Genomic DNA, 14419 nt, shown 5'->3' with positions numbered 1-14419 from the left:
GAAGCGTTACTTCAGGTCCGGGCATTGCGCGCCCGGGTCCACCTGGTTGAAGGTCTGCAGGATCTTGATGGAACCGTCCGGCTGCACCTGGCCCAGGCGCATGGTCAGGGCGGCGTGGCGCTGGCGATCCATCTTGACCGGGCCGCGCGGACCGTCGAACGAGACTTCGCTCAGGGCCTGCACGACCTTCTGCGAATCCGTGCTGCCGGCCTTCTCGACCGCGGCCTTGTACAGGAAGAAGGCTTCGTACTGCGGGCCCGAGAATTCGTTGGCGGTCTTGGCGTCGGCGCCGAACTTGGCCTTCAGGCCGTCCAGGAACTTGCGGTTCTGCGGGGTATCGATGCTGGTCAGGTACGACGCCGACAGGTACATGCCGACGGCCGTGTCGCCCATGGTCTTGGCGGTGGCTTCGTCGATGGCCAGGTTGCCATAGGGCATGGTCAGGCCGGCGGCCTTGACCTGCTTGGCCAGGCTGACGTTGGGGCCGCCGCCGGCCGTGGAACTGATCAGCGCGTCGGGGTTGGCCGAACGGATCTTGGACACGACGGGCGTCCAGTCGGAGCCGTCGATGGGCAGGTATTCCTCGCCCACGACGCGGCCGCCCTGCTTTTCGATGTATTCGCGGGTGAACTTGAGCATGCCGCGGCCAAACGCGTAGTCGCTGCCCACCAGGAAGAAGGTCTTGGCGCCGCGCTCCTTCATGAAGTGGTCGACCACCGGCGCCACCTGCTGCTCGGGCACCCAGCCATTGACGTGCATCCAGCGGTTGCACGAGCGGCCTTCGTAGAAAGAGGTGTAGATGTACGGCACCTTGCCGCGCGACACGATGGGCAGCGCCGCGTTGCGGGCCGCGCTGGTTTCCATGGCGATGATGGCATCCACCTTTTTCTGGAACACCAGCGTGTCGTAGGCCTTTTGCGCGCCGACCGCGCCCGAGGCGTCGTCGGCGATTTCCAGCACGACCTGGCGGCCCAGGATGCCGCCGGCCGCATTGATTTCGTCGGCGGCCAGTTGCGAGGCCTGCACCACGCCGGGTGCGACCACGCTGTTGGCGCCGGACAGGCCGACCGGCACGCCGATGCGCAAGGGCTCGGCGGCCTGCGCGCCGGCCGCGCCGGCGAGCAAGGCGACGAAGGAAAGTCGGGTGAGGAAACTGCTGGGGAAGCTGCGCTGCAAGAACGTCATGGAATTTCTCCTTGGGGGCCGGCTATCCGCCGTTGTACGTGGGGTGTGAAGAGAGTCGGGTTCAGCCCTGCCGGGGCGCGTCGGTGGCGCCCAGCAGTTCGTCATACAGGTCGCAGCGCCGGTCGCGCAGCACGTGGTTGAAGGCGTTGAGCTGCCGCGCCCGGCGCGAGGCCGCCAGGTCGACGGGTGCGACCAGCACTTCTTCCTGGTCGAAGCTGGCGGGGCCGGCGGCCGTCCAGCCTTGCGAGCCGACGATCAGGCTGCGGCCCACGAAGGGCTGGCCGCGTTCGGTGCCGACGCGATCGGCGCAGACCACGGTCAGGCCGTTGCTGTGGGCGCCGGCAATCGCCAGCGCATGCGCCATGGCGGGGCCGTCGGGCGTCTGGCCGGGCATGGGCACCCAGTTGGTGGGCACGGCCACGATGTCGGCGCCGCGCATGGCCAGCAGACGGTAGACCTCGGGAAACCAGCCGTCGTAGCAGATGGCCACGCCCAGGCGGCCCAGTTCGGTGTGAAACACCGGCAGGCCCAGGTCGCCGGGTTCGAAGAACAGGTTTTCGTCGCCCCACAGGTGCAGCTTGCGGTAGGTGCCCAGGTAGCCGGCGGGGCCGGCGATCAGCGCGGCGTTGTAGAGCCGGTCGCCGCTGCGTTCGGCAATGCCGGCCACCAGATAGATGCCCAGCCGCTGCGCCAGCGCGATCCAGGCTTGCGCGCTGGGGCCGTCCGGCACGGTTTCGGCCAGCGCAAAGGCTTCCTGGCGGCTCTCGAACATGTAGCCGGTGTTGGCCAGTTCGGGCAGCACCACCAGCTGCGCGCCCTGGGCGGCGGCCTGTTCGACCAGTTCGATGGAACGCGCCAGGTTGGCGGCCACGCACCCCATCTGCGGGGCGGTCTGCACGCTGGCCACCCGGATCGCGGACGGGGCGTCGTCCTGCGGCTGTGAAACTTGCATGCGGTCTCCTGTTGCGGATTTGAAAACGAAAAAGCCCCCGACCACGCAGTGCGTGTGAGTCGGGGGCTGCTATAGCCAGACGGAAAGTTCGGGCAGCAATCATTGCTGCGGGGTGTTGCCGGGTGCTGCGGCGCGGGCCGGGGCCCTGCGCGTTCGGATCAACGCTGATCCTGTGGCGAATCATAGGGATGCGCCGGCGCCGCGGACAATAAGAGGTTTCCCGGACTCGGCATCCAGTGTGAAAATGCGGGATTGCGTCCCCGAACGCGTCACGGCCCACGGAGGAACCCCATGCCCAGACTATCCGCCTATCTCAGTTTCGACGGCGACTGCGCCGAGGCCATGCAATTCTACGAACGCGTGCTGGGCGGGCGGATCGAAGCGTTGCTGCGCTACAAGGACGCGCCGCTGGACGCCGCCATGCCCGACCTGTCGACGCAGGATTCCGAACGCATCATGTACGCCCGCCTGGCGCTGGACGACCAGCTGCTGATGGCCAGCGACGCCACCGCCGGGCACCCCTACCCCGGCAAGCAGGGCATGGCGCTGTCGCTGGCCTACCCCACGGTATCGGACGCGCACCGCATTTTTGACATGCTGGCGGAAGGCGGCAGCGTTACCATGCCGCTGCAGAAAACCTTCTGGGCCGAAGCGCATGGCGCGCTGATCGACCGCTTTGAGACCCGCTGGATGATCAGCGGCGGGCGCTTGACGCACTAGGGCCATCCAACACTACCCGCCCGCGCGGCGAAGGATCCAACCCATGACGCATGGCATACACGGCAAGCAACGCTGGTGGGCCCTGATGGTGCTTTGCCTGGGCGTGCTGATGATCGTGCTGGACACGACCATCGTCAACGTCGCCCTGCCCTCGATACGCGAAGACCTGCATTTCACCGAAACGTCGCTGGTGTGGGTGGTGAACGCCTACATGCTGACCTTCGGCGGCTTTCTGCTGCTGGGCGGACGGCTGGGCGACCTGCTGGGCCATCGCCGCATGTTCCTGGCGGGACTGACACTGTTCACCGTGGCGTCCCTGGCCTGTGGCCTGGCGCAGGGCCAGGGCCTGCTGATCGCAGCCCGCGCGGCGCAGGGGCTGGGCGGCGCGGTGGTGTCGGCGGTGTCGCTGTCGCTGATCATGAACCTGTTCACCGAGGCCGGCGAACGCGCCCGCGCCATGGGCGTGTACGGCTTTGTCTGTGCGGGCGGGGGCAGCATCGGCGTGCTGCTGGGCGGCTTGCTGACCAGCGCGCTGTCGTGGCACTGGATCTTCCTGGTCAACATTCCCATTGGCGTGCTGGTGTATGCGCTGTGCCTGCGGCTGCTGCCGGCGGCCAAGGCGCAGGCGGCGGGCGGCAAGCTGGACGTGGCGGGCGCGGTGACCGTCACGGCATCGCTGATGCTGGCGGTGTATGCCGTGGTCAACGGCAACGAGGCCGGCTGGACGTCGGCGCAGTCGCTGGGCCTGATCGGCGCGGCGGTGCTGTTGATGGCGCTGTTTCTGGGGATCGAAGCCCGCGTGGCGGCGCCCTTGATGCCGCTGGGGCTGTTCCGGCTGCGCAACGTGGCCACGGCCAATGTCGTGGGCGTGCTGTGGGCGGCGGCCATGTTTGCCTGGTTTTTCGTATCGGCGCTGTACATGCAGCAGGTGCTGCGTTACGACGCCATGCAGGTGGGCCTGGCGTTTCTGCCGGCCAACCTGATCATGGCGGCGTTTTCGCTGGGGCTGTCGGCCAAGCTGGTGATGCGCTTTGGCATCCGCGGGCCGCTGACCACGGGCCTGTTGCTGGCGGCGCTGGGGCTGGCGCTGTTTGCCCGCGCGCCCATCGACGGCAGCTTCGTGGCCGACGTGCTGCCGGGCATGCTGCTGCTGGGGCTGGGTGCGGGCATTGCCTTCAACCCCATGCTGCTGGCGGCCATGAGCGATGTGGAACCCAGCCAGTCCGGCCTGGCGTCGGGCGTGGTGAACACCGCGTTCATGATGGGCGGCGCGCTGGGGCTGGCGGTACTGGCCAGCCTGGCCGCGGCCCGCACCACGGCGCTGGCGGCAGGCGGCGCGGCGCCGGTCGTGGCGCTTAACGGCGGCTACCAGCTGACCTTTCTGGCGGGCGCCGGGATCGCCGCGGTGGCCGGTTTGCTGAGCGGCGCGCTGGTGCGGTCGCGCAACCGCGAGCTGCCGGCCCACGACTTTTAAATTCTTGACGGCGGCGGCAAGGGGCTTGCAGTAATCTGGCGACGCCCCTTCTACCGGAAGCCCACCGCCATGACATTCCTTGCCAGCGCCAACCTGTTGCGCCGCCGGGACGGCCACGAAGCCCGCGTGACCTTCGTCGAGCTGTTCTTTGATCTGGTCTACGTCTTCGCGGTCACCCAGCTGTCCCACAGCCTGCTGCACGACCTGACGCTGATGGGCGCCCTCCACACGCTGGTGCTGTGGTTCGCGGTGTGGCTGGGGTGGCAGTACACCTGCTGGGTCACCAACTGGTTCGACCCCGACGCGCTGCCGATGCGCCTGATGCTGTTCGCGGTGATGCTGGCGGGCCTGGTGGCCGCCGCGGTGCTGCCGGGCGCGTTTGGCGATAACGGGCTGATCTTCGCGGTGAGCTATGTGCTGATCCAGGTGGGACGCACGCTGTTCGTGGTGCTGCACCTGGGGCCGTCGCATCCGCTGGCGCCGAACTTTCGCCGCATGCTGGGCTGGCTGTGCATTTCAGCGGTGCTGTGGATCGCGGGCGGGCTGGCAGAAGGCAATGCCCGGCTGGTGCTGTGGGCGCTGGCGGTGGCCTGCGAATACCTGTCGCCCATGACGGGGTTCTGGCTGCCGGGCCTGGGCCGCTCGACCACGCGCGACTGGACCATCGAAGGCGGCCACCTGGCCGAACGTTGCCAGTTGTTCGTGATCGTGGCGCTGGGCGAAACGCTGCTGATCACCGGCGCTACGCTGGGCGAGCACCCGCACTGGGATGCGCCCACCCTGATCGCGCTGCTGGCGGCCTTTCTGGGCACAGCCGCCATGTGGTGGGTGTACTTCGACACCAGCAGCAAGGACGGCAGCCATGCCATCGCCCACCACGCCGATCCGGGCCGGGTCGGCGCCTATTTCCACTATGTGCACGTGATTCTGATTGCCGGGGTGATCGTGTCGGCGGTGGCCAATGAACTGGTGATTCTGCACCCGGACGGACGCATCACCCCGGCGGCCGCGGCGGCCTTGGTGGGCGGCCCGGCGCTGTACCTGCTGGGCAACGGCATCTACAAAACGGTGGTGTACGGGCGTTTTCCGCTGTCGCACGTCGTCGGCCTGGTGCTGCTGGCGGTGCTGGCGCCGGTGGCCTTCGTGACCGACAACCTGATGGTGGGCGGGCTGACGACGCTGATCATGATCGCGGTGGCCACCTGGGAAAGCCTGTCGCGGCGCGGAGCGCATCGCCACGCTTCACTGTAGACCCGGCTCGCGGCCCGGCGCGCCCTCACGCGCCCGGCCGGTGCTGCGCCAGCACCTCGCGCATCGACTGGGCCGCGTCCTGCAATACCGGCACCGCGCGCAGCAGATCGTCCAGCATCAGCCGGGCCGTCGGGGCGTGGCAGGCCACCGCTGCCACCACGCGGTCCTGCGCGTCGCGCACCGGGACGGCCACGGCGCTCATGCCGCGCACGAATTCTTCGTTGTCGATGCCGATGCCGCGGGCGGCCAGGCGGTCCAGTTCGTCTTCCAGCCGTGCCGGGTCGGTGAACGTGCGGGGGGTGTTGCGGGTGAGCGGCAAGCGCGCCAGCACGCGGCCGCGTTCGAGCCGGTTCATGGACGCCAGGAACAGCTTGCCGCTGGCGGTGCAATGCATCGGCACGTGGCTGCCGACCGCGAAGAACAGCCGTAGCGGTTCCGCCGTTTCGACGCGTTCCATGTAAAGGACCTGGTCGCCGTCGGGCGCGGTCAGGTTGCAGGTTTCGCCCAGCTGGCCCACCAGTTGCGCCAGCACGGCGCGGCAGGCGCGGGTGAAGGCGGACGCGCGCAGCGTGGACAGCGCCAATGCGGTGGCTTGCGGGCCCGGGACGAAACCGTTTTCAGTCGGCGTGGCGGCGGCGTAACCGGCGCGCTGCATCGCCGCCAGCAATCGCATCAGCGTGGACTTGGGCATCTCCAGCCGCTGCGCCAATTGCGCCAGCGTGGGTGGATGCTGCGCCCGCGCCAGGTAGTCCAGCACCCGCAGCGCGCGCAAGGACCGGGCATCGTCGGGCGCCTCGGCGCCTTCGGCCGCCGCCTGCGGCGATGCTGCACTGCGATTTTGAAACCGAAGAGGCATGTTCTGTTCCATTTCCCCGTTGGCGCGCGGATCGCGCTTTCTTTCGTCTGATCGCTTCCTAGAATCGCCACAGATGCAGCCAGCGCGCGCATCGCGCCGATCCCGTCCTGCGGGCCAGTATATAAGTGCGCGGCGCGGCGGCACGCAGGGTAAACGCGCCATCCGTCCGGGTTACGCAACCCGCGCCAGATCGGCCACACCAGGGAGAAAACCAGAGATGTCTGATGCCGTGGACTACATCGTGGTGGGGGCCGGTTCAGCCGGCTGCGTGCTGGCCAACCGCCTCACCGCCAGCGGTGAACACACCGTCTGCCTGCTGGAAGCCGGTCCGCCGGACCGCTCGCCGTGGATCCACATTCCCATCGGCTACGGCAAGACCATGTTCCACAAAGTGGTGAACTGGGGCTACTACACCGACCCCGATCCCAACATGCTGGGCCGCCGCATCTATTGGCCGCGCGGCCGCACGCTGGGCGGGTCCAGCGCGATCAACGGGCTGATCTACATTCGCGGCCAGCGGCGCGACTACGACGCCTGGGCGGCCGCCGGCAACCCGGGTTGGGGCTGGGACGACTGCCTGCCCTACTTTCGCAAGCTGGAAAACAACGACCTGGGGCCGGGCGACACGCGCGGCACCGAGGGGCCGCTGAACGCCACGTCGATCAAGACGCCGCACCCGCTGGTGGAAGGCCTGATCGGCGCGGCCCAGGCGCTGGGCGTGCCGCAGGTGCGCGACTTCAATACCGGCGAGCAGGACGGCGTGGGCTATTACCAGCTGACCACCCGCAACGGCCGCCGCTGCTCGACCGCCGTGGCCTACCTGCGCCCGGCGCAGGGCCGCGCGAATCTGCGTATCGAGACCGATGCGCACGCCATGGCGGTGCTGTTCGAAGGCAGCCGCGCGGTCGGCGTGCGCTACCGCCAGGGCGGCCAGATGCGCACGCTGCGAGCGCGGCGCGAAGTGCTGCTGTGCGCCGGCGCCTTGCAGTCGCCGCAGCTATTGCAGCTGTCCGGCGTGGGGCCTGCGGCGCTGCTGCGCCCGTTCGGCATACGCGTGGTGCGCGACCTGCCCGGCGTGGGCGAAAACCTGCAAGACCACCTGCAGATCCGGCTGATCTACGAAACCCGCCAGCCCATCACCACCAACGACCAGCTGCGCACCCTGCATGGCCGCGTCGGCATGGGACTGCAATGGCTGCTGTTTCGCGGCGGGCCGCTGGCCGTGGGCATCAACCAGGGCGGGTTGTTCTGCCGGGTGGATCCGGCAAGCGCCAGTCCCGACACGCAATTTCATTTCGCCACCCTGTCGGCCGACATGGCGGGCGGCAAGGTGCATCCGTTTTCGGGCTGCACCTATTCGGTCTGCCAGTTGCGGCCGTCGTCGCGCGGCGCGGTGCGGCTGCGCAGCGCCGACCCGTTCGAGGCGCCGTCGATGCAGCCGAACTACCTGTCCACCGAACTGGACCGCCGCATGACGGTGGCGGCAGTGAAGTACGCCCGCCGCCTGGCCGCCACCGAGCCGCTGGCCGGCCTGATGAAACGGGAATTCCGGCCCGGCCCCGAGGTCCGCAGCGACGACGAGATCCTGCACTTCTGCCGCGAGTACGGCGCGACCATCTTCCACCCGTCCGGCACCGCCAGGATGGGGCCGCGCAGCGATCCGCTGGCGGTGGTGGACGAACGCCTGCGCGTGCACGGGGTGGACGGGTTGCGGGTGGTGGATTGCTCGATCATGCCGACGCTGGTGTCGGGCAACACCAATGTGCCGGTGGTGATGCTGGCCGAGCGCGCGGCCGACTTCATCCTGCAGGACCTGCAAGCCGCGCGCCGACGTGCCCAGGCGCAGCCGCAGGCCGAGCGCCCGCCCCAGAAGCAAGCCGCGTGATGGCAACGAGACAACGCCGATGAACCCTCAGGATCGAACCGCATGAGATAGCGATTTCCGCGGAACGGCGCCACAGAGCGCCGCCCGCCCCACCAAAGGAGACAGGCATGGCCAAGCAGAACGAAACCGCGGTGCGCAAAGTCGTCGCCGCGTCGCTGATCGGCGCCACCATCGAGTGGTACGACTTTTTCCTGTACGGCGTGGTTGCCGGCATTGTGTTCAACAAGCTGTACTTCCCCACGGGCGATCCGCTGGTGTCCACCATGCTGGCCTACACCACCTTTGCGGTGGGCTTCGTGACCCGCCCGCTGGGCGGGCTGATCTTCGGCCATTTCGGCGACCGCATCGGCCGCAAGAGCATGCTGGTGATGACGCTGATGATCATGGGGGTGTCCACCTTCCTGATCGGCCTGGTGCCCACCTACGACACCATCGGCATCTGGGCGCCCATCTTGCTGCTGCTGTTGCGCGTGTTCCAGGGCATCGGCCTGGGCGGTGAATGGGGCGGCGCGGTGCTGATGGCGTATGAATATGCGCCGCCCGGCAAAAAGGGCTTCTACGCGTCGTTGCCGCAGATCGGCCTGGCGATCGGGCTGTGCCTGGCATCAGGCACGGTGGCATTGCTATCCACGCTGCTGACCGATGCGCAGTTCATGGCCTGGGGCTGGCGCATCGCCTTCCTGGCATCGGCCGCGATGGTGGGGGTGGGCATGTACATCCGCCTGAACATCAAGGAAACACCCGAGTTCACCGCGGTCAAGCGTGACAATGCCGAAAGCCGCATTCCCTTCATGGACATGATGCGCCGCTACCCCGGCAACGTCGCCAAGGGCATGGGCGCGCGCTACATCGACGGCGTGTTCTTCAACGTCTTCGGCGTGTTCTCGATCTCGTACCTGACGCAGACGCTGCAGATATCGCGCACCGAGGCGCTGATCGGCGTCATGGCCGCGGCGCTGGTGATGTGCTTTTTCATTCCCTATTTCGGGCGGCTGTCCGACCGGATCGGACGCTCACGGGTGTATTGCTGGGGCTCGCTGATCACGGCCATATCCGCCTTTCCGGGATTCTGGCTGATGCTCAACAGCCAGGGCAACATGATGCTGGTGTGGCTGGCCATCATCATTCCCCTGGGCATTCTGTATGCCGCCGTCTATGGGCCCGAGGCCGCGCTGTTCTGCGAGCTGTTCGACGCCAAGGTGCGCTACACCGGCATCTCGTTCGTGTATCAGTTCTCGGGCATTTTCGCCTCGGGCATCACGCCCATCATTGCCACCGCCCTGCTCAAGAGCGGCGGCGGCCAGCCCTGGCTGATCTGCCTGTACGTGTTGTTCGCGGGCGTGGTGTCGGCGCTGTGCGCGTGGCTGATCGGGCGCGGCGGCCGGACGGCCACGCAGGAAACGACGCTGCGGGCCGCCGGCGGCCTGCGCAAGGCTTGAGCGCGGCGGGTTCGTGCCCGTCAGGCGCGCCCCCCGCGGATGCGGCGCGGTTGCCCGGGCGGGACCCTCACGGACCCGCCCTCGCCGCTTTCAGGCCACCGTGACAGGACGACCGAAGAACGGGTAGTTCGGGTCGTTGTAGCCATGCGTGGACGCATGGCCCGGGGTCACCCAGGTGTCGACCAGGGCTTCGTCTTCGGGCGTGATCTTCACGTCCAGCGCGGCGTAGTAGTCGTCCATCTGCGCCAGGGTGCGCGGGCCGGCGATGACGCTGGTGATGATCGGGTTGGCCAGCACCCAGGCCGTGGCGAAGTGGCCCGGCTGCACGCCGCGCGCGGCGCTGTGCTGCACCAGCTGCTGGGCGATCTGCAGCGATTCTTCGCGGAATTCGGTGGCCAGGATGCGGCGGTCGCCCCGCCCGGCGCGGGTATCCGCCGCGGGCGCCTGGCCCGGCAGGTACTTGCCGGTGAGCACGCCGCGGGCGATGGGGCTGTACGGCACCACGCCCAGCCCGTAATGCTGGCAGGCCGGCAGGATCTCGACTTCAGGGCCGCGATTGAGCATGTTGTAGTACGGCTGGCACACCACCGGCTGCGGCACGCCCAGCTTTTCGCACAGGCGCAGGGTTTCGGCGATACGCCAGCCGCGAAAGTTCGACAGCCCGAAGCTGCGCAGCTTGCCTGCGCGGATCAGGTCGCCCAGCGCGAACAGCGCTTCTTCGAGGTTTTCTTCGTGGTAGTCGCGGTGCAGGTACAGGATGTCCAGGAAATCGGTGCCCAGGCGCGAAAGGCTCTGTTCGACGCCGCGGATCAGCCACTGGCGCGAGTAGTGCGACTGGTTCGGGCCCTTGCCCACCGGGTTGCCGATCTTGCTGGCCAGCACCCAGTCGTGGCGCTGCCCGGCCAGCAGCTTGCCCACCACTTCTTCGGATCGGCCGTCGTTGTAGACGTCGGCCGTATCGATGAAATTCAGGCCGTGGTCGCGGGCGGACGCGACGATGCGGGCGGCGTCATCGTCGGGCGTCTGCTCGCCGAACATCATGGTGCCCAGGCACAGGGGCGAAACGCGAAGATTGCTGGTTCCCAGTCGGCGGTAGTTCATGGCAATGTGTCCTTGGTTGCTTGGCAAATGCGAACACGCCCGCCGGCTGCCCGGCGAGCGGATGGGTCATGTTGCCAGAAGAATGCTGACAGGCCGCGGAAAATCCCTGCGGGCCGCAGGGATTCCGGGGCAAGGCTCGTTCAGCTGGCCGGCGCGTCGACGGCGGCCAGGATCTTGCCGAACAGCGCATCGGCATGCGCCGAATTGAGCCAGCGCACGATCACGACCATCTTGCGTTCGGGTTCGACCCAGGTGAACGAGCTGCCCGCACCCACGCCGAAAAAGCTGGACGCCGGCACGCTGGGAAACACGCGCCCTTCGTGGTTCAGCCAGATCAGATAGCCGTAGTACGGCGCGATGGCGCACGGCGTGCGCATGGCGGCCAGCCATTCGCTGGACAGAATGCGCCGGCCATCGGCCGCGCAGCCGTCATTGAGCAGCATCTGGCCGATCAGCGCCTGGTCGCGCGCGCTGATGGACATACCGCCGCCCCAGTGCGAGCCGCCCGGCACCGACGGCATGCGCTGGCCGTCGATCTCGACCCAGGCGTTGTCGTAGCCCACCCACTGCCAGTTTTCGCTGGCGGCCAGGGGCCGCGTGACGGCTTCGCGAAAGACCTCGGGCAGCGGCTTGCGGAACAGGTGCAGCAGTGCGTACGACAGCTGGTTGATGCGCACGTCGTTGTATTCCCAGTACGTGCCGGGCGCCTGCAAGGGGCGCGCATCGCCCTTCTTGCCGTCGGGCGGCACGCCGAAGGTGACGGCGCGGTAGCGGTCGGCCTGGTCCGACACGCCGAAACGTTCGCCTTCCCATTCGCTGGTCTGCTGCAGCAGCTGGCGCCAGGTGATGCGGGCGTTCTGGCCGTCGTCAAAGCCGATGCCCGGCACGCGCTTGCCGACGGGCTCGTCCACGTCGGGCAAGAGGCCGCGGTCGTGGGCCACGCCGGCCAGGATGGCCAGATACAGCTTGGCCACGCTGAAGGTCAGGTCGGCGCGTTCGGGTTCGCCCCATTCGGCCACGGTCTTGCCGTTCACCACCACCACGCCCGACACCGGGCCGCGATCGTGGATGGGGCCCAGCAGGCGGTTCCAGGGCGGCGGGTCGTTCTGGTGCACGCCGAAGACGCCGTTGACGCTGCGGTCCCAGGTGGATTCATGGTCGTTGGCGAATTGGATCGCCTGCTGCATAAGCGCGTTCATTGCATTTCCTGGTTATGACGCGGCCGGACGCTGTGCCATCCAGCCGCCGTTGAAAGCGAGGCCGGGCGCCATCAGGGCGCCTTGGCCAGAAATTCCATGGCGGCCTGCAAGCCGCCGGGCCGGTGCGGTACGCCCGCCGCGGCCAGGCCCATTTCGACGCCGGCCAGCGTGCCGCATAGCGCCAGGTCGTTGAAGTGGCCCAGGTGCCCGATGCGGAAGATGCGGTCGGACAACTGCCCCAGGCCCTGCCCCAGCGACATGTCGAAGCGGTCCAGCACGACCTTGCGGAAGGCATCCGCGCCGTGGCCGGCCGGCATCAGCACCGCCGTCAGCGCGGGGCTGTGGGCGGCCGGGTCCAGCGACAGCAGTTCCAGCCCCCAGGCCTGCACCGCCAGCCGCGTGGCCTGGGCATGGCGCTGGTGGCGCGCGAACACTTGCGGCAGGCCCTCGGCCTGCAACATGGCCAGCGCCTCGTGCAGGCCGTACAGCAGATTGGTGGACGGGGTGTACGGGAAATAGCCGCGTGCATTGGCGGCCAGCATCTCGCGCCAGTCCCAGTACGAACGCGGCAGCCGCGCCGAGTCGGCCGCCGCCAGCGCGCGCGGCCCGACGGCGTTGAAGGCCAGGCCGGGCGGCAGCATCAGGCCCTTTTGCGAGCCGGCCACGGTGACGTCCACGCCCCATTCGTCGTGGCGGTAGTCCACCGAGCCCAGCGATGAAATCGTGTCGACCATCAACAGGGCCGGATGCCCGGCGCGATCGATGGCGGCGCGTACCGCGGCGATGTCGCTGGTGACGCCGGTGGAGGTTTCGTTGTGCACCACGCAGACCGCCTTGATGGCGTGCTGGCTATCTGCCGCCAGCCGCGCGCCGATGGCCGCCGCGTCCACCGGCCGGCGCCAGTCGCCGGGCAGGTAGTCGACTTCCAGCCCCAGGCGGCCGGCCAGCTTGCGCCACAGGCTGGCGAAGTGGCCGGTTTCGACCATCAGGACGCGATCGCCGGGCGACAGGGTGTTGACCAGCGCGGCTTCCCAGGCGCCCGTGCCGGACGACGGGAAGATGATCACCGGCGCCTCGGTCTGGAACACAGGCTTGAGCGCCGCCAGCACCGCCAGCCCCAACTGGCCGAACATCGGCCCGCGGTGATCGATGGTGGGCTGGTCGATGGCGCGCAGCACCCGGTCGGGCACGTTGGTGGGCCCGGGAATCTGCAGGAAATGCCGGCCGGAACGAGAGGTTTCAAGGGGGTGCATGCGTAGCCTTGGAGGGGATTTTTTTGTATACCAATGAAAGAGGCGCAGCGATTCAACGGCGCAATCGGGGCAAACCCGGCTACGTCATGCGCCACTCTATCCCATTGTTTTTACGCCTATAAGCTAGGGTATTCACCCATGATTAAAGCCTTGGCACACGGTTTATAGTCGGAAAAAACACGGGGAATTTTTGTATACCAATGCGCAGCAATCCCAGCCTCATGCCGGACACCGCGCCCGCAGCCCCGGCTGCCGGCGTCGTCCCTGACGGGTCGCCCGCCGACCTGCCGCGCCCGGCGCCTGGGGCCGGCCGCACCCTGCCCGCCACCGTGGCCGGACAACTGCGCGAACGCATCATCCAGGGTGAATTCGCCCCGGGCGCCCGCCTGAACGAACGCGCCCTGTGCGACCTGCTGGGCGTGTCCCGCACGCCGCTGCGCGAAGCCTTCCGGGTGCTGGCCGCCGAAGGCCTGGTGCGCATCGAACCGAACCGCGGCGCGCAGGTGGTGGCGCTGGGCGTGGCCGACATCCGCGAGGCCTTCGAGGTCATCGGCGGCCTGGAAGCCATGTCGTGCCGGCTGGCCTGCGAACGCGCCACCGACGCCGAAATCGCCGAGATCCGCGCACTGACCTTCGAGATGATGGCCAGCCATGCGCGCCGCGACCTGCCCACGTATTTCCGCACCAACCGCGACATCCACGAACGCATCAGCCTGGCCGCCCACAACCACCTGCTCAAGCAGCTGTACGACGCGCAGAACGCGCGCATCCAGAACCTGCGCTTCGTGTCCAACGAAGACCAGCGCAAGTGGGACCAGGCCATGCGCGAGCACATCGACATGGCCGACGCCCTGCAAGCGCGCGACGCCGACCGGCTGGCCGGCATCATGCGCGAACACCTGCAGCGCAAATGCGAGGCGGCCCTGAAAAGCGTGGCGCCCCTGCAAGTAAGCCCGTCTGATTCTTCATAAGCATTCCCCAGGCGCGAGGACAAAACCTATAAGAATCGGGGTGGCGCATCCCGGCCCAGAGACGTTAGATACGCAGTACCGCAGTGACTGATTCATGTGAACCGACGGCCCCAGGCGCCGCTTCGGTTCATGC

12 protein-coding genes are annotated in these 14419 nt (G+C 68.0%); 6 read left to right on the top strand and 6 right to left on the bottom strand.

Going from position 1 to position 14419, the window contains the following annotated elements; translation table 11 throughout:
- Positions 1 to 6 precede the first annotated feature (6 nt).
- On the bottom strand, positions 7 to 1185 hold the full coding sequence (locus tag AC6LJ2_RS21680) for a substrate-binding protein (protein ID WP_498152154.1): 1179 nt from the start codon (positions 1183 to 1185) through the stop codon (positions 7 to 9).
- 61 nt (positions 1186 to 1246) lie between these two features.
- Entirely contained in the window at positions 1247 to 2137 is an 891-nt protein-coding gene (locus tag AC6LJ2_RS21675) for a nitrilase family protein (RefSeq protein WP_263913143.1), read from the bottom strand.
- Positions 2138 to 2428: 291 nt separating this feature from the next.
- Between AC6LJ2_RS21675 and AC6LJ2_RS21670 the strand changes: the two genes are divergently transcribed.
- From AC6LJ2_RS21670 to AC6LJ2_RS21660, 3 genes are all read left to right on the top strand, one after another.
- Positions 2429 to 2857: a VOC family protein gene (locus tag AC6LJ2_RS21670; protein WP_263913142.1), complete on the top strand. Its 429-nt coding sequence runs from the start codon at positions 2429 to 2431 to the stop codon at positions 2855 to 2857.
- A gap of 43 nt (positions 2858 to 2900) precedes the next feature.
- Complete coding sequence (locus tag AC6LJ2_RS21665; RefSeq protein WP_263913141.1) at positions 2901 to 4331, top strand: MFS transporter; 1431 nt, start codon at positions 2901 to 2903, stop codon at positions 4329 to 4331.
- A gap of 69 nt (positions 4332 to 4400) precedes the next feature.
- Entirely contained in the window at positions 4401 to 5582 is a 1182-nt protein-coding gene (locus AC6LJ2_RS21660) for a low temperature requirement protein A (protein ID WP_263913140.1), read from the top strand.
- A gap of 25 nt (positions 5583 to 5607) precedes the next feature.
- On the opposite strand, the gene AC6LJ2_RS21655 is transcribed toward AC6LJ2_RS21660, so the two are convergent.
- Positions 5608 to 6450, bottom strand: a complete 843-nt coding sequence (locus tag AC6LJ2_RS21655) for an IclR family transcriptional regulator domain-containing protein (protein WP_263913139.1) — start codon at positions 6448 to 6450, stop codon at positions 5608 to 5610.
- Between the two features lie 205 nt (positions 6451 to 6655).
- Between AC6LJ2_RS21655 and AC6LJ2_RS21650 the strand changes: the two genes are divergently transcribed.
- Together AC6LJ2_RS21650 and AC6LJ2_RS21645 are read left to right on the top strand one after the other, a co-directional pair.
- Positions 6656 to 8323: a GMC family oxidoreductase gene (locus AC6LJ2_RS21650; protein ID WP_498152153.1), complete on the top strand. Its 1668-nt coding sequence runs from the start codon at positions 6656 to 6658 to the stop codon at positions 8321 to 8323.
- Between the two features lie 107 nt (positions 8324 to 8430).
- Positions 8431 to 9762, top strand: a complete 1332-nt coding sequence (locus AC6LJ2_RS21645) for an MFS transporter (protein WP_498152152.1) — start codon at positions 8431 to 8433, stop codon at positions 9760 to 9762.
- Between the two features lie 90 nt (positions 9763 to 9852).
- On the opposite strand, the gene AC6LJ2_RS21640 is transcribed toward AC6LJ2_RS21645, so the two are convergent.
- The 3 genes from AC6LJ2_RS21640 to AC6LJ2_RS21630 all read right to left on the bottom strand — a co-directional run bounded on the left by AC6LJ2_RS21640 (position 9853) and on the right by AC6LJ2_RS21630 (position 13315).
- A complete protein-coding gene (locus AC6LJ2_RS21640; protein WP_498152151.1) occupies positions 9853 to 10863 on the bottom strand; it encodes an aldo/keto reductase in 1011 nt (336 codons plus the stop codon).
- Between the two features lie 140 nt (positions 10864 to 11003).
- On the bottom strand, positions 11004 to 12062 hold the full coding sequence (locus AC6LJ2_RS21635) for a serine hydrolase domain-containing protein (RefSeq protein ID WP_498152150.1): 1059 nt from the start codon (positions 12060 to 12062) through the stop codon (positions 11004 to 11006).
- A 71-nt stretch (positions 12063 to 12133) separates the two neighbouring features.
- Positions 12134 to 13315 (bottom strand): pyridoxal-phosphate-dependent aminotransferase family protein, encoded by a 1182-nt coding sequence (locus tag AC6LJ2_RS21630; protein ID WP_498152149.1) that lies wholly within the window; start codon positions 13313 to 13315, stop codon positions 12134 to 12136.
- A gap of 200 nt (positions 13316 to 13515) precedes the next feature.
- Here AC6LJ2_RS21630 and AC6LJ2_RS21625 point away from each other — a divergent pair, with 200 nt between their 5' ends.
- A complete protein-coding gene (locus tag AC6LJ2_RS21625) occupies positions 13516 to 14286 on the top strand; it encodes an FCD domain-containing protein (protein WP_263913133.1) in 771 nt (256 codons plus the stop codon).
- Positions 14287 to 14419: the final 133 nt, after the last annotated feature.

The sequence above is a fragment of the Achromobacter sp. 1014246743 genome, assembly GCF_059760725.1.
This window is presented reverse-complemented; position numbering and strand designations above follow the sequence as displayed.